This is a genomic window from Novosphingobium sp. (genome assembly GCF_031424035.1).
GTDB lineage: Bacteria > Pseudomonadota > Alphaproteobacteria > Sphingomonadales > Sphingomonadaceae > Novosphingobium.
Window position 1 is genome coordinate 1 of record NZ_JANPGP010000062.1, and the last position, 20,732, is coordinate 20,732.

Annotated in this window: 15 protein-coding genes; 11 read left to right on the forward strand and 4 right to left on the reverse strand. The window is 61.6% G+C overall.

Annotated elements, in window-relative coordinates; genetic code table 11:
* Both RMO89_RS09485 and RMO89_RS09490 read left to right on the forward strand, forming a co-directional pair.
* The coding region (locus RMO89_RS09485; protein ID WP_310532745.1) for an ATP-binding protein at nt 1-326 on the forward strand (326 nt) is incomplete at its 5' end.
* Nucleotides 323-1,660 (forward strand): sigma-54 dependent transcriptional regulator, encoded by a 1,338-nt coding sequence (locus RMO89_RS09490; protein ID WP_310532746.1) that lies wholly within the window; start codon nt 323-325, stop codon nt 1,658-1,660. The genes RMO89_RS09485 and RMO89_RS09490, both read left to right, overlap by 4 nt.
* Nucleotides 1,661-1,981: 321 nt before the next feature.
* Here the strand turns inward: RMO89_RS09490 and RMO89_RS09495 are convergent, their stop codons facing one another.
* Nucleotides 1,982-2,788 (reverse strand): DUF5681 domain-containing protein, encoded by an 807-nt coding sequence (locus RMO89_RS09495; RefSeq protein ID WP_310532748.1) that lies wholly within the window; start codon nt 2,786-2,788, stop codon nt 1,982-1,984.
* Complete coding sequence (locus tag RMO89_RS09500) at nt 2,788-4,122, reverse strand: DNA methyltransferase (RefSeq protein ID WP_310532750.1); 1,335 nt, start codon at nt 4,120-4,122, stop codon at nt 2,788-2,790. The genes RMO89_RS09495 and RMO89_RS09500 overlap by 1 nt, the downstream gene beginning before the upstream one ends.
* A 1,252-nt stretch (nt 4,123-5,374) precedes the next feature.
* Here RMO89_RS09500 and RMO89_RS09505 point away from each other — a divergent pair.
* The 6 genes from RMO89_RS09505 (at nt 5,375) to RMO89_RS09530 (ending at nt 11,499) form a co-directional block, all read left to right on the forward strand.
* Nucleotides 5,375-7,369, forward strand: coding sequence for a hypothetical protein (locus RMO89_RS09505; RefSeq protein WP_310532751.1), 1,995 nt, complete (start codon nt 5,375-5,377; stop codon nt 7,367-7,369).
* Between the two features lie 251 nt (nt 7,370-7,620).
* Nucleotides 7,621-8,067, forward strand: coding sequence for a hypothetical protein (locus RMO89_RS09510; RefSeq protein ID WP_310532752.1), 447 nt, complete (start codon nt 7,621-7,623; stop codon nt 8,065-8,067).
* A gap of 100 nt (nt 8,068-8,167) precedes the next feature.
* Nucleotides 8,168-8,536, forward strand: coding sequence for a SnoaL-like domain-containing protein (locus tag RMO89_RS09515; RefSeq protein ID WP_310532753.1), 369 nt, complete (start codon nt 8,168-8,170; stop codon nt 8,534-8,536).
* A complete protein-coding gene (locus tag RMO89_RS09520) occupies nt 8,529-9,860 on the forward strand; it encodes an MFS transporter (protein ID WP_310532754.1) in 1,332 nt (443 codons plus the stop codon). The genes RMO89_RS09515 and RMO89_RS09520 overlap by 8 nt, the downstream gene beginning before the upstream one ends.
* Nucleotides 9,861-9,900: 40 nt before the next feature.
* Nucleotides 9,901-11,310, forward strand: coding sequence for a peptide MFS transporter (locus RMO89_RS09525; RefSeq protein WP_310532755.1), 1,410 nt, complete (start codon nt 9,901-9,903; stop codon nt 11,308-11,310).
* Nucleotides 11,311-11,331: 21 nt separating this feature from the next.
* Nucleotides 11,332-11,499 carry a hypothetical protein gene (locus tag RMO89_RS09530; RefSeq protein ID WP_310532756.1) on the forward strand — a complete coding sequence of 56 codons (168 nt, stop codon included), beginning with the start codon at nt 11,332-11,334 and terminating at the stop codon, nt 11,497-11,499.
* Nucleotides 11,500-11,968: 469 nt separating this feature from the next.
* On the opposite strand, the gene RMO89_RS09535 is transcribed toward RMO89_RS09530, so the two are convergent.
* On the reverse strand, nt 11,969-14,326 hold the full coding sequence (locus RMO89_RS09535) for a zinc-dependent metalloprotease (protein ID WP_310532758.1): 2,358 nt from the start codon (nt 14,324-14,326) through the stop codon (nt 11,969-11,971).
* A 352-nt stretch (nt 14,327-14,678) separates the two neighbouring features.
* On the opposite strand from RMO89_RS09535, the gene RMO89_RS09540 reads away from it, so the two are divergent.
* The 3 genes from RMO89_RS09540 (at nt 14,679) to RMO89_RS09550 (ending at nt 16,963) form a co-directional block, all read left to right on the forward strand.
* A complete protein-coding gene (locus tag RMO89_RS09540; RefSeq protein WP_310532759.1) occupies nt 14,679-14,948 on the forward strand; it encodes a DUF3459 domain-containing protein in 270 nt (89 codons plus the stop codon).
* Nucleotides 14,949-14,967: 19 nt separating this feature from the next.
* Entirely contained in the window at nt 14,968-15,873 is a 906-nt protein-coding gene (locus RMO89_RS09545) for an ROK family protein (RefSeq protein ID WP_310532760.1), read from the forward strand.
* Between the two features lie 67 nt (nt 15,874-15,940).
* The gene (locus tag RMO89_RS09550) at nt 15,941-16,963 is read left to right on the forward strand and encodes a LacI family DNA-binding transcriptional regulator (RefSeq protein WP_310532761.1); all 1,023 of its coding nucleotides are present in this window, start codon (nt 15,941-15,943) and stop codon (nt 16,961-16,963) included.
* A 72-nt stretch (nt 16,964-17,035) separates the two neighbouring features.
* Here RMO89_RS09550 and putA read toward each other — a convergent pair whose 3' ends face one another.
* Nucleotides 17,036-20,644: a trifunctional transcriptional regulator/proline dehydrogenase/L-glutamate gamma-semialdehyde dehydrogenase gene (gene putA / locus RMO89_RS09555; protein ID WP_310532762.1), complete on the reverse strand. Its 3,609-nt coding sequence runs from the start codon at nt 20,642-20,644 to the stop codon at nt 17,036-17,038.
* Between the last annotated feature and the right edge of the window lie 88 nt (nt 20,645-20,732).

A 20,732-nucleotide genomic window follows, 5' to 3' on the forward strand; every position in this document is an offset into this window, starting at 1 on the left:
GCATTCGGCTTGAGCAGGTGTTCATCAACTTGCTCCAGAATTCTCTCGATGCTTTGATTGATGTCGAGGATGGCAAAATCGAAGTGCGACTCCACGAGAAGCTAGAGGACAAAAGCATCTTGATCACGTTCGACGACAATGGTCCCGGATTACCCACAGCGATGCGCACCACCCTGTTCGAGCCATTCGTTACGGGTAAGAAGCACGGCCTTGGCTTGGGCCTAGGAATTGCGCAAAACATCGTCCGCGAATTTGGAGGGGAGCTCGAGGTGACCGAATCCGCCTTGGGCGGAGCGGCTTTTTGCGTGACGCTGCCCCAGCTATGACTGAAAACAACGGCCTCGTTGTCTTTGTCGATGACGACGAACTGCTTCGCATTGCAAATAGGCAGTCTCTGACTTTAGCAGGATTTTCCGTTCGAACCTTTTCGGATGCCCAATCGGCATTGCTCGAAATCGATGCTCAATTCGACGGCGTAGTAGTCAGCGATATCCGGATGCCTGGTATGGACGGTCTCCAGTTCTTCCGAGCAATTCGTGAGATCGACCCGGAGATTCCTGTCGTACTGATCACGGGCCACGGTGATGTTCCGATGGCCGTTTCGGCATTAAAGGCAGGAGCTCATGACTTCCTGACAAAGCCATTCGCGGCGGAGCATCTGATCGCCACGGTGCGAAGTGCATGCGCGTTGCGCTCACTCCAACTAGAAAACCGCATGTTGCGCGATGCGGCGGACGCCGCTTCGCGAAAGTCTCCTTTGATCGGCGAAACAGATTCGATAGTGCGGCTGCGCAATTCGATCGAGCAGATCGCGGCAGCCAACGTGGACGTGATTATCGAAGGAGAAACTGGCACCGGAAAAGAGCTTGTTGCAAGAATGATCCATCGCGCCAGTTGCAGGCGAAAATTCCCTTTCGTGTCAGTCGCCTGCAACACTGCGCCCGCTGAGGTACTCGAAGCGGATCTGTTCGGCGATCCGGTCGCAGGCCATTCCAGTTGGCGCACAGGCAAGGTTGAGACTGCGCACAATGGAACTTTGTTTTTGGACGACATCGATGGCTTGCCACCGTCTGCACAATCACGGCTGATGCAGCTGCTGGAGCATGGAGTTTTGCGCCGTGGTCACGGCGCGTCCGATCGACCGGTCCAGATTCGCGTGGTTGCAAGTTGCAAGACCGAGCTCATACACGCAGTGCGCGAGCGCCGATTTCGGGAGGACCTCTATTACCGCCTTGATATGACACGTTTGACACTCCCCCCACTTCGGGATCGGAGGGCAGATATTCCCCTGCTTTTCGCACACTTTGTAAGCGCAGCGCTGCCAAAGGCGGCAACAGCCTTCCCAGAAATGACAGAAGCTGTTCGACGACGTCTCATTGATCACGATTGGCTTGGTAATGCGCGCGAGCTGAACACTTTTGCGACGCGTTTCGCGCTCGGACTAATTGACAAAGGAGGCGAGGACGAAAAGTCTAATCCCAAGTCGTCTCTGGCGGAACGTACGCGGTTTTATGAAGACTCATTGATTCGAGATGTGCTTACCCGGTGCCATGGCGACGTGCCAACTGCACTCGCCGAGCTTCAACTTCCTCGCAAAACTTTTTACGATAAACTTACGCGTCATGGGATTGATATTGGCAGTTTTCGAAGGAAGTCTTGAGCGTCAGCAGCTGCGATCCAGAAAGTATATGTGAAATGTCTTCGTGAGAGGCCCACTCCGCCCCACTCAACGTGCCGTGAATCGGCAGAGAGCTGGGGTAATCGAAGCCTTCTACAATGCGTTGCCGACGACCCTGCTTACAGCCATCTCTAATGGGACCGAAATCCCGACATTGAAGCGTTCGAGGGGCGAAGCTCGATCGCCGGCAGTTAATCGAAGTCTTTTACAATGTGCTTCGCACTACTGCCGGCGATACTGCGAACAGCCTTCGCGAAATGGGACCGAAATCAAGAAACCGTCGCTGATCTCTAACCACTGAACTTACCCCAAGTATTCCTGCCTTTGCTTTGGGTCTCGCCTCAGCTCTTCCAGCGCCCTGCCCTCTCGTGAAGCGCCCTTGGAATACGACCGGTTCTCCAGCTTCGCCTTGTAGCGCGGTCCGACGGTATCGTTGATGATGTCGAACATTCGCTGCTCGAAGAGCCAGTTGTCGAGGTGGCGCTGGCGGCGATCGGGATCTCGCGTGCGGCGATACTTGTCTGCGAAGTAGTTGACTTCTTCCTGTGCCTCGGCGCGGCGAGCGAGGGCGTGGTCGAGCCGTTCCTTTTGCTCTTTGGTCTGCGGTCCCATGATCTTCACGTCGCCGGAGTTGGGATCAAGGACGATGTCGTCAGGATGCGGGATCATACCCGGCTCAGGCAGGCCGGCCTTGCGGCAGCGCCCGATCTCCCTGTCCCACTGGTGCTTGTACTCGACCATCGATCCGAACAGTTCGAACTTCACCTTGAAGTGATCAGCCTCCATGCGCGCGACCATGTCGGTGAGCGTCTTCTGGACGAACCTGTTGCCCTTGAGCGCGGACACCCCCATCGCCCGGAACACTGCCTGGATGGCAGGTAGCTCAATTACCTGCTCGCCCTCGCGGATCGCGATTGGACGGTACGCTTCCATGCGCAGGAACTCCTCGGCCGCTTTCATTCCGAATCCGGTGTTCACTTGCTTGGGCTGCGCTTTTGAACGTTTCGGGCGGCCCGCAGGATTACCAGATTTGCCTTTTTCGAAACGATGCTGTGCAGGAGGCTTGGCGTAGCCAACCTCGTAAGGCACCAATAGGTTCTCGTCGCTCATCAGGCCGCCTCCTCGCCCAGGATGAGGCCATGACGCTGCTCGGTGACGTCCTCGAAAGTCTCGTTGGAAACAGCCAGCTCTGCACTCTTGCCGGTGAGCTTCTCCCAACGCCGAACAATGGTGTCGCAGTAGAGGGGGTCGTACTCAATGAGCCGGGCACTGCGCCCCGTCTTCTCGGCCGCGATCAGCGTCGAGCCGGAGCCACCGAAGCAATCGAGCACAACCTCGCTGCGGCGCGAGCAGTCGCGGATGGCGTCGGCAATCAGCGCGACCGGCTTGACCGTCGGGTGCATCGCCAGCTCTTCGCTACGCGCCGAACCAATGCTGCTGATTCCGGCGTAGTCCCATACATTGGTGCGGTAGCGACCGGTCTCGCCAAGACCGAAGCTGTTGGTGTGCTCCGCCGTGCCCTGTTTGAACACGAAGATCAGCTCATGCTTCGAGCGATAGAATGCGCCCATGCCGCCATTGGTCTTGTTCCACACCACCAGGTTCTTGAGCTCGGTGAAGCATTGCTGCCCCGCCGCGAGCAATTCGCCCATGTGGCGCCAGTCCATGCAGACGAATGCGATGGCGCCGTCGCGCATCACGGAAGCTGCATTGCCAAGCGTATCGGCAAGGAACGTCGTGAACTGGGTCTGACTCATCTCGCCAGAGGCAAAGGCGAACTCGCGGTGCTTGACCGTACCCAGCCCGCACACATTGCCATCGATCTTCACATTGTAGGGCGGATCGGTGAACACGAGGTCGGCTTTCTCGCTGCCCATGAGCGCTTCGAAGTCGAGAGGGCTGCGAGAGTCACCGCAGAGCAGCTTGTGCCGTCCGAGCAACCAAAGGTCGCCCTGCCGCGAGACAGGCGTGCCGCTTTCGACCTGCAATTCGTCTTCAGCCGCATCCGTGCCGGCCGGGTCTGCTTCACCGGCTTCATCCAGAACAAAGTCAATCTCAGCCAAGCTGAACCCGGTGAGCTCGACATCGAACTCGAGATCGACCAGCGCCTGGAGCTCGATAGCCAGGATCTCGCGGTCCCAACCGGCATTCAGAGCCAGCTTGTTGTCCGCAATAACGTAAGCGCGGCGCTCGGCATCGCTCAGGTGCGAAAGTGCTATCGTCGGCACGGTCCTCCACCCGAGCGATTTTGCTGCTTCAACCCGGCCGTGGCCCGCAATGATCTCGCCGGCGTCCGAGACCAGGACGGGATTGGTAAATCCGAACCGCTCGATCGACCGTGCGATCTGCTTGATCTGTTTTTTGGAATGGGTGCGCGAATTGCGCTTATAGGGCCGAAGCGCACTGATTGCGCTTTCGACCACCTGGAAGGCGGTATTCTTCATCATGTTATCCTTCAGCTGTCGCAGCGATGGGAGATTGTGATATACATCAAACGCGTCCGGTTGAAAAGATCATAACAAGAACATTTGTCGCTCGAAAAGAACGCTCTGCCGCAATTTTGTGGTTCTGCTTCCGTATATTGTCCAGTAAGCTGGGCGATAGCGGGCGCTCACCACCGGCCCTGTTATCCCTCCCTGAAATCGCTGTTCGTTTACGATCGGTTCGCTGTTCCGCGCGCGGCAATTCCCTGTTCTGCAGAACTAAATTCCCTGATCCGTGGGCAGGGAATTAAGGTGCTGAGTCGCGGTTTTCTGCGGCGCTTGGCTGTCGAGCCACACTTCAGCAGCGCTCCAAAATGATCGAATTCCCTGTTAATTGCCGAAGAACAGGGATTTTCTGCCTGAGACTGGTCCGCTCAGGACTGCGTCGCGCACCAATCAGTCCGGAATAACTCCCCCTGAAGGGGTCCCCTGTAGATCAGGCGACCGGAATGGCGCAGTTCTGCGGCAATTTGGGTATCCGCTGATGTTCGGTGCAGTCAGAGACTCTTGCATTCGCCCAAACAAATCGCGGCAAAATGCCAAGCGTCTCTGGCACCCAAATCCTGACTGCAGTTGAGATTGGCGAGATTGGCCTCCGGCGAACCCGAGCGGCGCGCGCTGGTCAGTTCAGGCGAGCGGCAGGTTGATGTCCTGCAGATTACGAGAAGTAAGCATTGCTGGCTGCCGCCCTTCGGCAATGACGGTGACGATATCTGGAGCGAGGCAGCCAAGTGTCGCAAGCTGCCTGGCCTTAAACGTGTGGGCAGCGATTTGCCGGCGTGTCGCGCCTGGTTCGCTGCATAATCGAACCAGGAAAACCGCCTTCTATGTCAGCCTGGATAAGTTGAGCAGTAACACCCTCTTGCAAAGGCACAAAAGAAGCTCGCTTTCGGCGCGATGAAGTGCCGCTGGCGGCAACAAAGTCATCCGATTTTCTTCCCCTTTTGCCCAAGAGCAATGGAGGCGTTCCGGCGACGGGACGCAATGGTTCAAATGCCATCACAGCAATGTCCGCTTTTTGCGCCTTTGTAACTTTGCCGCACTTCGCTACCCTTCGGATTTCATGGTGGGACAAGCGTGAATGGAAGCGGGGGTTCAATTCAACACGCCGCGACAAGAGCGGGGCCCTGCCTTCGCCAGGCTGTTTGGGCGTTTTCAGTTAAAGGCCGCGGACGGCCGCGAAGTCATCATTTCGAACCGCCGGGTGCGCGCAGTGCTGGCAATGCTGTGTCTGGAGCCTGACGAGCCTATCGAGCGCGACTACCTCAGCAAACTGCTCTGGCCAGGTCGGTTCGAGGCTCATGCCAAGGCAAGCCTGCGTCAATGCCTGCTCGAGCTGGGCAAATCGCTTGGCACGATAGATGGCGGCATTGTTGAGGTATCGCGCAATCGGATCAGTCTTCGCTCCTCGGCAATCCAAACCGACCTGGGAGAACTGGAACGGGCCCTGCACCTTGGCGATTATGCCGGTGCTGCATGCCAGCTTGCAGCCTTCAGTACGACCCCTCTGCTCGATCAGATGGAATTCGGCGAGGCCTTTGCGGATTGGCTCGCACGGCATCGTGCACAGGCCGAGCAGCGATTGCAGTCTGCGATCTCAACCGGACTTGCCGCATTGGCGCGCGCCGGCAACCACGAACTCCACGCGCGCCTGCTGGAAAGCTGGTTGCTGCGCGAGCCCAGCGGGCAGCGCCTCGCCGCAGCCAAGCGGGCGGGCGGCAAGACGCCGATCGCGGTTCTGCCGTTCCGGTCGATGGGCATGGATGAGGAGCAAACCTACTTCACCGATGGGATCGTCGATGAACTGATCACGGCGCTTGGCCAAGTTCCGCAGCTGCGTGTCGCTGGCCGGACCTCGTCATTCCATTTCCGCAGTAGCGATATGGCGCTGCCCGCGATCGCCGATGCACTCCGGGTATCGTACCTGATCGAAGGATCGGTTCAGCGCCAAGGCGCGCAAGTCCGTATTTTCGTGCGCCTGATCGACGGCGCAACCGGCTTCGAGATCTGGGCGGAGCGCTATGATGGAACGCTCGACAACATTTTCGGCCTGCAGGAGGCCATCGCACGCGCCGCAACCGCGACACTGGCCGATAAGCTTGGCCTGCTTATGGACACGCCGATCGTTCACGCACTAACTGCCAGCAAGGAAGCATACGACCTCTATTTGCAGGGTCGCGCGCTTGGAACGCGGATTTTTGGCGATGGTGTTCTGGACCATTCCATCCAGTTTCTGCAGCAGGCGCTGGAGATCGATCCCCTGTTTGCCGAAGCCTGGGTCGAACTGGCCGAGGCGCATCACAATGTAGCGGTCTACACTCAGTGCTTTGATCGTAACGCTGCCGCGCAGCGCATGGCAGTCTGTGCCCGCAAGGCCATCGAACTATCGCCGCAGCTAGGCTATCCCTACGCGCTGCTCGGCACCTACGAGTGGACACAGAACAACATCGTCGGCGCACTCGACTTTGCATTCAAGGCTTATCGCCGCCAACCGGACCACCCCGGAGTGGCGATGCGGGTCGCCTCGTTCCTGATCTATTGCGGGCGCACTGCCGACGCGGTTCCCTACGTGAAAACAGCGCTCGATCAGGATCCGATCGACCCTCGCAAATATGCCTTGCTGTGGGCGGTGCATTTTGGCCGAGGTGATTTTGAAGAGGCGCTTAAAGCCGCGCAGAGGGTCGTCGATCTCGGCTGGCCATCGACCTATCTGGCGTTCACCTCCGCGGCAATGGGCCGGAATGAACTGGCGATCGAGCAGTATCAATTCACCAAGCAGCTGGTGAACACGATGATCCTACCACCGGTCGGGAGTGGTCCGATTTCAGACGATGCGATGGACGCCTATTGGCTGATGGCGGCGAAAGGCATTTGCGGCTGTCAGGATGCCGATCGCCAGATCTACGGTCAGGTGCTGGAAATGATGTACCGCACGCTGCATGACAAGGCTGATATGGCGATCAGCGGACCGGCCATTTTCATGGGAAATCCTGACCTGGTGTTCAAGACTTTCGGACACCATCTGACGCCGGCCAACATCCTCAGTCTGTTGGTGCTGTGGGCTGATGTCGATCCGATCCGCCGGGTGTGGCAGCACAGCGAATTCATCCCCTTCGCCCAGCGCATCGGCATGGCTGCGGCTTGGGATAAGTATGGCTGGCCTGACTTGCTGCCGCCACCCGATAACCGGGACGGCAGCCACGATTGACGCACTATTGACGGTTTATTGACGGTCGGGCGGATTGACGCCTGACGCTACGGCATCGCACTATCAGCGCCGGGGAACGCAGACATTTTTAACCTCTTTCCGGGCCGGGATTACCTCGGTTCCGGTGCCGGGAGAACTGTGTCTTCCGGGGCGGGATGACAGCGTGAACGCAACGGAAGCGAGCCGACACCGCGTCGCGGATTTTTGGATGCTCACCCGATGATGGGGAGCAATTAGGCGGAGTGAAGACCATGATGAACATGAAATCGATCCTGACCACGGCAATCATCGCGGCAACCGTGGCGATGGCCAACCCTGCGGCGGCCCAGGAAACAAACTACAAGCTCGGCACGGTCTGGACGGCAAGCCGCATCAATGTCTTGCCAGGACAGTTTGAAAATTACATGGATTACCTCGCATCGCAATGGAAGCGTGTGCAGGAATTCGGCAAGAAGGAAGGCGTTGTCCTGTCCTATCACGTCCTGACGGTGAACAACCCGCGCAAGGACGAACCCAACGTGATCCTGCTGGTCGAAGCGAAGGACTATATGACCATCGCCCAGCAGGACGCGTTCAGCGGCAAGCTCAACGCATTCCTCGCCATGGATGACCGCAAGCAGGATGCGGCGTCGGGCGCGCGCGGACCGATGCGCGAGCTCTGGGGCTCCACCGAATACCAGGAATTGATCCTGAAGTAGGCGAACCGCTTCAGGACAATGGCAGGCGGGGCGCCAGTCCCGCCCTGCCTGCCATTTCCAACTTGCCTCGTCCCGCCTCCCGGTATTCCAGGAGCCCGCCATGCCAACGATCCACGAAGTTGCCTGTGACTTCACCGCAATGCTGCGGGCGGGGCACTTCGTGGCCGCCGGTGACCGGTACTGGGCCGACAACGTAACCAGCGTCGAGCCAGCGGATCTGCCGGGTGGAATTCGCGCGAGTGTTTCGGGCATCGATGCCGCGCGGATCAAGTGCGCTGCGCGCTTCGGCGCGGTCAGGATCGACGAGATCGGGATCGACGGGCCGTTCGTCACCGGCAACCAGTTTGCCCTGTTTCTCGATCTGGTGACCTTCGATGCGTCCAGTGGATTGCGCCAGCCTTTCACCGAGATCGCACTCTACACTGTACGCGACGGTCAGATCGCCGAGGAGCGACATTTCTATGCATGAGACCAAGCTCGCCGAGCCGCTCGGGCATCGTGTTATCGCCAAGATCAGCTGGCGGATCCTGCCGTTGATCCTCCTGAGCTACATGGTCGCGGTGATGGACCGGGCCAACATCAGTTATGCCTCGGTCCAGATGAACGCCAGCCTGGGCTTCAGCGCGGCGGTTTATGGCCTTGGGGCAGGCGTCTTCTTCATCGGCTATTCGCTGTTCGAAATACCATCTAACTTGCTGCTGGTCCGCTTTGGCGCGCGCCGCTGGATTGCACGGATCATGCTCACCTGGGGGCTGATATCGGGCCTGATGGCCTTCGTTCAAACCCCGGCGCAGTTCTATGTCATGCGGTTTCTGCTCGGGGTAGCCGAGGCCGGATTTTATCCCGGCGTGTTGCTCTACCTTTCGCAGTGGTTCCCGGCGACCTGGCTGTGCCGCGCGGTCAGCCGGTTCTACATCGCCAACCCGATCAGCTTCATGGTGATGGGGAGCATTGCCGGGCTGCTGATGAGCCTCGACGGCGCGCTCGGCGTGGCCGGGTGGCAGTGGATGCTGCTGGTTGAAGCGATACCGGCGCTGGTGATTGCGTGCTTGCTGCTGCTGTACTTGCCCGAACGGATTGAGACCACCGCCTGGCTCAGCGAACCTGAAAAACAGTGGTTACTGGACCATCACGCCGCCGATCACGCTGCCTCGGGGGCGGTCCAGCATGATTTCTGGCGCACCCTGTGCAACCCGGTGGTGCTGGGCATCGGCCTGACCTGCGCGCTGACCTTCATGTGCGCCAATGCGCTCACCTATTCGACGCCAAAATTGCTGATGCAGGCAACCGGTTGGTCGCTCGGCACGGTCGGATATGCTGCGGCACTGGCAAATATTCCAACTGTCATCGCGATGCTGGCAGTGTGCTGGCATTCTGATTACCGCCGCGCGCCACACTACCATATCGCCGCTATGCTCGCGATTGCGGCAGTCGGCGGATTGGGAATGGCTTGGGCATTTCAGGCCCCTGCCGGGCAGGCGGTGGTCTCGGTTCTTGCCGCCTATTGCCTGTTCAATGCTGCAACCACAGTCGTTGGCCCACTGACCATGCCTGCAGCCAGCGCAACGCTGCATCCTGCAAACCGCGCCGTGGCCTTCGCCGCTATCAACACAATCGCACAGGTCGGCAATTTCCTCGGCCCGGTGCTTTGGGGCTACGCGGCCGGCCGGACTGGCAGCTTCCAGTTCGGCTTGAATATCGTGCCGTTCATCCTGCTGATCCCTCTCGGGCTGATCCTTTTCATGCGCAGGAACAGGCCCCGAACAATCGTTCTGGCCACCGCAGCAGCATAGCCGACTTCTTTCGCCGTTCCCGCCCAAACAGGACACAGTCATGGCATCAATCGCACCTTCGGTCCCGCAGACCTTGATCGAGGATCAGTCTTTCTTCGGTCATCCCAGAGGCCTGGTCTATCTTGCCTTCACCGAAATGTGGGAGCGGTTTTCCTATTACGGCATGACCACGCTGCTGGCGCTGTACATGACCAAGCAACTGCTTTTGCCCGGACATGCCGAGCATGTGATCGGATTGGGAGCGCTGCGGGATATCTTCGAGTTTCGCGGGCCGATGTCCAATGTGGCATTCGCCTCGCTAATCTTCGGCTGGTACGGCGGCCTCGTCTATTTCACGCCGCTGTTTGGCGGAATGATCGCCGACCGCTGGCTTGGCGCCAAGCGGACCGTGACAGTGGGCGCGGTGCTGATGGCGGCGGGGCATCTGGCGATGTCGTTTGACGGGAGCTTTCTGTTAGCGCTGGTGCTGTTGGTGCTCGGATCAGGGTGCCTCAAGGGCAATGTCACAACGCAGGTCGGCTCGCTCTATCCAGAGGCGGCGGACTCGCTGCGCCAACGCGGCTATTCGATCTTTTCGACCGGCATCAATGTTGGGGCGGTGATTGGGCCCCTGGCAACGAGCGCGCTGGCGGCCATCTATGGCTGGCACGCCGGCTTCGCTCTGGCGGCACTGCTGATGCTGCTGGCGCTGGCAGTCTATTTGGCCGGACAGCGGCACTTGCCGGATCCGCAACACGTTAGAACGCAAAAGGCTGAACATCCGCCGCTCAGCGCCACAGAGCGGCGGCGCCTGCTGGCCTTGTTCGCCGCGATTGCTTTGGTGGTTCCAGCGGCCACCGGGTTTTTCATGATTGGCGGGATCGGGATGATCTGGATCGATCAGTACGTCAATCTAGCCTCGCCGCTCGGCGCGGTCCCGGCGGGCTGGTTCAACTCGCTCGATTCGTTCGTCAGCATCCTCTCTGCGCCGGTGCTTATTGCGCTGTGGACATGGCAAGCACGGTCGCGGCATGAGCCGTCAGGCATCACCAAGATGGCCATCGGCGGCGGCATAATCGGGCTGTCTTCGCTGGCGCTTGCTGCAGGAAGCTACCTTTCACCCGCTCCGGGCTCGGTTCCAGTGCTGTGGGCGGTCGCCGGGTTTGGTGCGATGGGCCTGGGATTCATGTGGTATTGGCCGGTCTTGCTCGCGCTCGTGTCCGGGAGCGCTCCGCCGAAAGTCAATTCGACCATGATGGGCGCAGTCTTCCTGGCGCTATTCGTCAGCGCAGTCGCTGGGGGCTGGGTCGGCAGCTTCTATGATCAGATGAGCCCGGCCGCGTTCTGGTCCCTGAACGCGGCGATTGCCGGGACCGGCGCGCTGCTCACGATCCTTTTGGGGCCGACACTCCGGCGTGCGCTGGCTGTCGTCGGACCAGCCTCTGCTCAACCGATCGGTTCCCTTGGATAACCTGTTTAGCACAAACCGCGCATGGAAACATTGGCTGAAGGGGTCGAGGAGCAGGACCAGCTCGAAGTGCTACGCCGTGAAGGTTGCCAGAATATCCAAGGATTCCTTTATAGCCGGCCGGTCCCATCAATCGAAGTCGAAGGTCTGATCCGCAAATGCCACGGCGAAGCCAATCGCTGGGTAGCGTGATAGACTCCGATGGTGATTAAGCGGCCCGCACTTTAGGACGGATCCATGGCGTAGGGTTTTGCGTGAGTTGGACGGGTAATCTAACCGTCCGTCACCCCTTTTAGTTCTGGCTCATCGACCTACCGCGCCTGAACACCGCCAGCGCTTTTGCCCTTCATTCCCACCCACGTCGTCCCGCCCGAGGGTAGCGCCTGCAAGCCTGATAGCTAGTTTTCGCATTCTGATTGCCGTTCGATCGAGGCCCTCACCGAACCAGGTTCTGCATCAGGCCGGCGGCTATGCGATGATCCTCCTGCACGCCGAGATTGGCCACGAGGACGACCACGACGGCGAGCACAGTACAACGGCAGCAAGCTCCGCTGACGCTCGCCGGAACTGGCGACTATGAGCCGCTGAGATTGCGGCGAACAGCCTGTTCGCGAGTTAAGATTGGAAAGGGCCGGTCAAGGTCTGTCCGACCAACATTCCGTCAACCGATCGGCATTCCCGGGGGCACCGCAGGGAGCAGTCGGCGATCGGCAATGTATCTGGACATTGCTTCACGGTCCGCGAGCAGTGCGCCCAGTCCGCGACGCCAGTTGCCTTCATCGCCACGCGCGCTGGTCGCACTCAGTCGCTTCGCCCACGCTAACAGCTGACCGTCAAGCTCAAGGCCGATCGAACGACCCAGCACCGAGTCTCGTGACCGCCTTGCCAAGTCCAGTGCAATCGTCGTCGCAATGCGTCGCCCGACCGCACCCTGCCCGGCGACGGCATCGGCATGGGCAAGAAGTCGTGACACAACTGTACCCGCCGATGGAATCTTCGGATCACCAGTATGCTGCATGTCGAGCCGGTTGAGCCGCTGCGGATCGAGCAGGCTGGCGAGGACATGGACAGCCCCGATCTCGGTGGCGCGCAGGCTGTCGAAAACCGGTCCGCCAGCGGTCGGCATGATCTCGATCTGTGTGGCGTAGTCTCCATCATCTCCCTGGGCGAACGACAGCAAAGGCTGGAGTCGACTCGGAACCGTAAGCGCCTCGATAGAAAGGGCCGCAATCAACGCCTCTAGGGTCGCGTTCTGCTGCCCGGCGGGAACGGACGCAACCTTCGCGCCATCCCCGGCTAATGCGGTCGGGCTGGTCATGCCGCCGAGTGACTTTGCAGTCGCTTCGATCTGGAAGCGATGGAGCAGCCAGATCGGCACGAACGCACGGCGCAAGCTTGCCATGTCCTGCCCGTCCGGGACGGCATCGACATCGAAGCGCGCAAGCGCGGCCTGCCGCACGGTCATCACCCTGGCCAATTCGGCAATGGGGCCGGCCGAATCGTCCCAAAGAGCACCCTCGGGATTGCCGGTGGAGACCGGGCGCGAATCATTGTCGGAGACGAACTTCAGGCCTTTCGCCTGTGCGTCCTGAGCAAGCCGCCGGCCGTCGGCATCGGTGGAGGCATAGAGATAGCGGATCGCAAATCTGTCCCATTCACCAACCCCGACACCGTAGGCATCGCTCAAGTCGATCTTGCCGCCGTTCAGCGTTATCCGCGGGGCCGGGTAGTCCATTACCGAGTACCGTCCCTGAGTGCTGGCTGCAAAATTGTGCTGCAAACCGATGGAATGGCCGACCTCATGTGCGCCAAGCTGGCGGATGCGGGCGAGCGCTGCGGCGATAGGATCGTTGGGATCGCCGCTGCCGGAAAGTCCCGCGCCAACCAAAGCCTGGAAGATCAGCACATCTTGCTGCGCGCGCTGGGAATCGAGCATTACGCTGCCCTTGAGGATCTCTCCCGTTCGCGGATCGACGATACTTGACCCGTAGGCCCATCCGCGGGTCGCACGATTGACCCAGTTGACGACGTTGTAGCGCATGTCGAGCGGGTCAACGCCGGGCGGCAGTTCCTCCGCCCGAAATGCGTCTATGTAGCCGGCCTGATCGAACGCCTGAGCCCACCAGCTCACTCCCTCAATTAGCGCGCGGCGGATTGCTTCGGGCGCGCCGGGATCGACATAGTAGACGATCGGCTTGACCACGCGCGATCTCACCGCCGTGGGATCAACCTTTTCCAGCCGGTGCCGCCGTGCGACTTTGCGCAACATCGAGCGACCGAGCGGAGTCGAGAAATCGTACTGCGGCACATTAATCACATAGTCGTATGGATCATGCCGCAATGGCAGGGGCTTGTTCGGCAGGCGCACCAGCGAATGGCGAACCCACAAGGCCAGGTCGGTTCCGGTCGGTGAAACCTGGCGAAGTGCGGGCGCGGGCTTAGCGGTCGCAAAGCTGAGCAGCGCGGAGAACTCGACGTTGTCCGGGAAGGCGCGCACTTTGGCCGGGTCGGCGATAGATCGGCTGGCAACCAGCGCATAACCTTCGCCCAAAGTTTGCGCAAAGCCGAAGTGGTCCATCGCCAGGAACGGGGCGAAGTCAAAGCTGAAGCTCCCATCCTTGCTTGTGGCGGCCACATCGCCGACCCACAGGGTCGCGTTCGAAAAACTGTTCGCGACGGATGCCTGTTGCGCCGCCGAACCGCTGGTGGCGACGAAGGTGGTGTTTTCCAGCTCTGCGAGAACCTTGCCGCCTGCCCGTCGGAAGCGAATTATGCCATTTTGCAGGGGCGCACCGCGGTCGAGTGGGCCGCCCTCGGCAGACGCTCCCACGCCAGTCTCGATTTGCGCAACATAGATGTAGCGCGCGGCTATCCCATTAGCGTCAGGTCGAGGCACCGTCACGACGATCTTGCCAGTTTCCATGCTGGCAGCGACCGGGAGGAGCGCGTCTTCCGCGTGAAGTGGTGTCCCAACGCACATATTCGCAACGAGACCCGCGACTATCACCCGTTTGATCATGCTATGCACCTCCAGCACGACATTTAGCGTCCATGCGGAAGCTGTCATCCTCAATCACGTAGTTCCAGACATGCCGACTTGGCGCCATCGGTTCCGATTAAGTCGATGCTCCGACGCTGGCTGGAAATTGAAAGCGTGAAACGCCCAGTGAGATGACTCCTGCGCACCCACGAGATGCGTGGTGACGGCGGTCAAAGGCTACCCTGAGCGGCGATTGGATCCGAGGCTAGCCTGCTTGGTCTGTACGCTGTTATCAGGTCATGGGTTCCCTGTTCTGTGGGTAGGGAAATTGGACAGAAAACGCCAGATTTCTCTAGATTTACAAGCCGATCAGACGGACCGCGAAGCGTAGTTGCTGAACTTCGCGCGCGAGGCGATTGCCCGGCGCAAGGCATCGCCCGCCCTGCTGCGCCGAGATTTCAGGCTGCTGCAGGCCGATGACGAAGTGCTCGCCTTCATGCGCGGTTGCGGCGAGGAGCCGATGCTCTGCGTCTTCAACCTCGGCCATCGCACCGGGCGCTTCCGCTTCAATGGTCCGGTCGATTGGCTTCTCTCGTTCGGCAAGGCTTGCGGCGAAGGGGATGAACTCCCCGTCCTTTCGGCCTATGTCGGCAGGGTATGAACGGCGAAGGGAGTGGACGATGACGGAGCGTTTGATCGGCGCTGTCGAGGCGGGCGGCACCAAATTCGTGCTCGCCGTGGCGCGCGAAAGCGGCGAAGTGATCGCCGAAACGCGCATCGCCACCCGCACCCCGGATAAGTGCCTCCCCGAAATGGCAGCCTTCTTTCGCCATGCCGCGCAGGCGCACGGACCGATTGCCGCATTCGGCGTGGCCAGTTTCGGTCCCATCGACATCGATCCGGCCTCGGCAGACTATGGCCGCTTCACCACCACCCCCAAGCCCGGCTGGGCCGGCGCGCGGTTCCATGACGTGCTGGGTGAATTCGGTGCGCCGATCGTGGTCGATACCGATGTCAACGGCGCGGCGCTGGGCGAATGGGCAATGGGCGCGGGGCAAGGCTGCCACACGCTGGCCTATACCACCGTCGGCACCGGCATCGGCACGGGCGTGGTGCAGGACGGGCATTCGCTCGCTGGGTTCTCGCACTTCGAAAGCGGTCACATTCCCGTGGCGCGCGACCCTGTTCACGACCCCTTCCCCGGCCGCTGCCCGTTCCACGGTGATTGCCTTGAAGGGCTGGCCAGCGGTCCGGCGATCGAGGAGCGTTGGGGGTCGAGCCTCTCGAAACTGGCGAGCCCGGCCGGACCATTGGAAATCATCGCCGATTACATCGCCCAGCTGGCGGCCAGCCTTGTCCTCCTTCACATGCCCGACCGGCTGGTGTTCGGCGGCGGAGTGATGAAGACCCCCGGCCTGATCGATGCCGTGCGCCGCAAGGCCGAGGCGCGGCTGGGCGGATATGTGCAGGCGCCACAGCTCGATCCCGGTCTGCAGCGCTACGTCATGCTTCCGGGGCTGGGCGACGAGGCGGGAATCACCGGGGCGATCCTGCTGGGCAAGCGGGGGCTTGGAGGCGATCATTGACAAGTCCGGGTTTGGCAGCGAGTTCGCTCGCGACAATCGAATGCAATCCGGAGCAGAGGTTTCGCGCATGAGCCATGGGACGAATCCTCCGGCCAAGATTCGCAACATCGCCGAACTGGCGCGGCTGGCGGGAGTATCGGCTGGCACCGTCTCGCGCGCACTCGCCGGCAAGTCGCTTGTCAACAAGGAAACCCGCGAGCGTATCGTGGAAATCGCGCGCGAACATGGCTTTCGCCCCAACCAGATGGCCCGGCGGCTGCGCATGCGGGAAACGCGGGTCATTGGCGTGGTCGTTCCTCTCGGCCATGAACAGCGCCAGCACCTGTCCGACCCGTTCTTCATGGCGATCCTCGGGCACCTTGCCGATGCGCTGACCGAAAACGGCTATGACATCATGCTCAGCCGCGTGATCCCCCATGCCGATGACTGGCTGGAGCGCATCGTCGAATCGGGCATGCTCGATGGCGTGCTGGTGATCGGCCAGTCGAACCAGATCGAGACGCTCGAACGGGTGGCCGGGCATTACAAGCCGATGGTTGTCTGGGGCGGCCGTGAAGCGGGGCAGGTCCACTGCACGGTCGGAGTCGACAATCGGGCCGGCGGCAAGCTCGCGGGCGAGTGCCTGATCCGCGCCGGCCGCAAGTCTCTCGCCTTCCTCGGCGAAACTGGCGTTCCGGAACTCCGCGACCGTTTCCGGGGCCTGTGCGATGCCGCGCGCGAGGCAGGCCTGCCCGAGCCGGAGCATCTGCATGTCCACCTCGCCTCGGACACCATGGCCGCGGAAATTTGCGGCCATGTCGCTCGCATCCGGACGGGCATTGACGGCATTGCCTGCGGATCGGACCTGATTGCCATGTACGCTGTCCGCGCGCTGGCCGATCATGCGATTTCAGTTCCGGGCGACGTTTCGGTCACCGGCTTCGATGACCTGCCGCTCGCCGAACAGACCGTGCCGCGTCTCACCACGATCAGCCAGAACATCGCCGAAGGAGCGAAGGAAATGGTTCGACTGCTGTTCGAACGAATTGCCGGCAAGGACACGCCATCGGTGGAGATGGCCCCGCAGTTGATAGTGCGCGATACGGCCTGACGGGTCCTTTCAGGCGGCTTCGATGCGGCAGTCAATTGTAACTGAAATCAACTCCTCGATTTCGTCGAACAGCTATCCGATCATCATCAGGCTGGCATTGCCCCCGGCAGCGGCGGTGTTGATCGAGATCGACACTTCCTCGACCAGCCATTCGAGCGGATAGGCCAGCGGCTGGTCCTCGCGCGCGGCGTGGACCGAGAAGATCGGTCCCGGCATGGCCGCCGATGTCTCGGTCATGGCGGCCACGCGGGCCGGTCCTCCTTCGACAAGGGCGGCGGCGTAAGGTTCACTGCCAGAGCTGTGAAGCACGGCGGCCACGCTCGCCGGAAGGCCCTCGGGAACGTTCATTCCCTCCACGGTCGCACGATTTCCGGTGGCGAGCACTGCGGCGATCTGGGCGAAAAGCCCTTCGCGGGTCGCCGGCCGCAGCAGGATCCGGCCGCGCGGATGCAGCTCATAGAGGTTGCGTTCCCCGACCGGCCCGGCCAGTTCCATGCTGGCACCCAGCGCCGAAGACTCGCCATAGCGGCGCGCGGTCGCAGCGGCATCAGCTTCGCCCGCCATGTCCAGCCAGTCGATGAAATCATGCAGCGGCGTTTCGAGATGTCCGGCGCGCGCACCGAACACCGGCGGCACAGTGACCAGCCGGCCAAGATAAAGCGGCCCGCCCGCCTTGGGTCCCGTGCCTGACAATCCGCGCCCGCCAAAGGGCTGGACGCCGACAATCGCGCCGATGACATTGCGGTTCACATAAAGGTTCCCGGCCTTCACCCGCGCGGTGACATGGGCAATCGTCTCGTCGAGCCGGGTGTGCAGGCCAAAAGTCAGCCCGTAACCGGTGGCGTTGATCGCATCGATCAGCTGCCCCAGCCGCTCGCGGGAAAAGCGCACGACATGCAGCACCGGGCCGAAGACTTCTCGGGTGAGGTCGGCGATGGAGTCCAGTTCGATGATCGTCGGGGCCACGAAAGTACCGTGCCGGGTGGCATCGGGCAACGTCCGCCTCTCTACTTTGCGACCGAGCGCGCGCATCGCGGTGATGTGCTGCTCGATGGTCGCCTTCGCCTCGGCAGTGATGACCGGGCCGATATCGACCTTGAGCGCGTCAGTGCGCCCGACGCTCATCTCCGCGAGCGCGCCCTTCAACATGTCCAGCGTACGGTCCGCCACCTCTTCTTGCAGGCACAGCACGCGCAGTGCCGAACAGCGCTGGCCGGCGCTGTCAAAGGCCGAGGCGATGACATCGGCCACGACCTGTTCGGTCAGCGCGGAGCTGTCGACGATCATCGCGTTCTGTCCGCCGGTTTCGGCGACCAGCGGGATCGGCTTGCCCGCAGGCGACAGCCGGGCGGCAAGCTGGCGCTGGATCAGCCGCGCAACTTCGGTCGAACCGGTGAACAGCACGCCCATGGTTTCCGAGGCTCCAACCAGCGCCGCGCCGATTGCGCCATCGCCGGGAACGAATTGCAGGGCATCGACAGGCACGCCCGCTTCATGCAGCAGCCGCACTGCCTCGGCGGCGACGAGCGGGGTTTCCTCCGCCGGCTTGGCGAGCACCGGGTTGCCCGCAACCAGCGCCGCGGCGACTTGTCCGGTGAAGATCGCCAGCGGGAAATTCCACGGGCTGATGCAGACCACCGGCCCCAGTGGCACCTGCGCCGCGCCGAACGTGGCACGGGCCTGCTGCGCGTAATAGCGCAGGAAATCGACCGCCTCGCGGACCTCGGCAATGGCATTGGGCACCGACTTGCCCGCCTCGCGCACGATCAGGCCGAGCAGCAGCGGCATGCGCGCCTGCAGCGCATCGGCAGCGCGTTCGAGGATCGCGGCGCGCTCTGCAACCGGGGTATCGCCCCAGCTTGAGGCCGCCGCGCGGGAGGCGGCCAAGGCCGCCGCTTCGGGCGATGCCTCGATCACCATGCCGACCACGTCGCGGTGATCGGCGGGGTTGAGCACGGGCCGCATTGGCCCTGCGCGGTTCGCCGGCGCGGCTTCCCACGCTGTGTCTGCGCTTTGTCGCAGGCTCTCGGTCAGCGATGCCAGTGCCGTCTCATCACTCAGGTCGATCCCGCCCGAATTGCGCCGCCCCGGATAGAGATCGCCCGGCAACGCAATGGCCTCGTGCCGGGTGCCCGGCTGCGGCATCGCGCGCGTGACCTCGACAGGATCGGCAATCATCGCCTCAACCGGCACCGCCGGATCGGCGATGCGATTGACGAACGAGGAATTGGCCCCGTTCTCCAGCAGGCGTCGCACCAGATAGGCGAGCAGCGTTTCATGCGTGCCGACCGGCGCATAGATCCGGCAGGGCCGATCGAGATTGCCCGTGCCGACGACCTGTTCATACAGCGGCTCGCCCATCCCGTGGAGGCACTGGAATTCGTAGTCGCCGATCGCGAAATCGAGCCCGGCAAGGTGATAGACGGTGGCCAGCGTCTGCGCATTGTGCGTGGCGAATTGCGGGAACACGGCATCGCGCGCGGCAAGCAGTTTGCGTGCGCAGGCGATGTAGGCGACGTCGGTGTGGACCTTGCGGGTATAGACCGGGAAATCGGCCAGCCCATCGACCTGCGCGCGCTTGATCTCGGCGTCCCAATAGGCGCCCTTGACCAGCCGCACCATGATCCGCCGGCCGGCGCTGCGGGCCAGATCAACGATCCAGTCGATGACGAAGGGACAGCGCTTGCCATAGGCCTGAACCACGAAGCCAAGCCCATCCCAGCCGCCCAGATCAGGATCGCGCGCCAGGCTTTCCAGCAGGTCGAGCGACAGTTCGAGCCGGTCGGCCTCCTCGGCATCGATGTTGAAGCCGATGCCATAGGTCTTGGCGAGCACGGCCAGCGCTTTCACACGCGGCAACAGCTCGTCCATCACCCGCTCGGCCTGCGGCCGCGAATAGCGCGGGTGCAGCGCTGACAGCTTGATAGAGATGCCGGGGCCACCATAGATGCCGCGGCCGTTCGATGCCTTGCCGATGGCGTGAATCGCGTTGTCGTAATCCCGGTAATAGCGCGCCGCGTCAGCCGCCGTCGCCGCCGCCTCGCCCAGCATGTCATAGCTGTGCTGGAAGCCCTTCGCCTCCAGCCCCTTCGCGCGCCTCAGCGCCTCGCCGATGGTCTCGCCGGTGACGAACTGTTCGCCCATCATCCGCATCGCCAGATCGACGCCGCGCCGGATGACTGGTTCGCCGGCCCGCGCGACAAGGCGTTGCAATGCCGCCCCCAGCCCGCGATCATCGACGCTGCCGACCAGCTTGCCGGTGACCACCAGCCCCCAGGTCGCGGCATTGACGAACACCGATTTTCCGCCGCCAAGGTGCGAGCCCCAATCGCCGCCGGCGATCTTGTCGCGGATCAGCGCATCGCGTGTGGCATGGTCGGGAATGCGGAGCAGCGCTTCGGCGAGGCACATCAGCGCCACGCCTTCCTCGCTCGACAGCGAATATTCGTGGACCAGCCCTTCGACGCCGCTGCCTTTGTGATTGGCGCGCAAGGTCGTTACCAGCTCGCGCGTGGTTTCGCGAACCTGCGCCCGCATGGCCTCATTGAGCGTCGCGGCTTCCAGCAGCGGGCCGAGGCACTGCGCCTCGTCGCGGCGATAGGCTGCGGTGATCGCCGCGCGCTGCGGCGACGGAGCGCGGACGGTGGGGGCAAAGGCGGAGAAAGCGGCGGGCTGAGTCATGCCGGCATCCTATCCCATTTGTTTGGGTCAACCTGACCTAATTCAGGCCAATGAATAGCCATATCGACTTAATTGTGACGATCTGTTA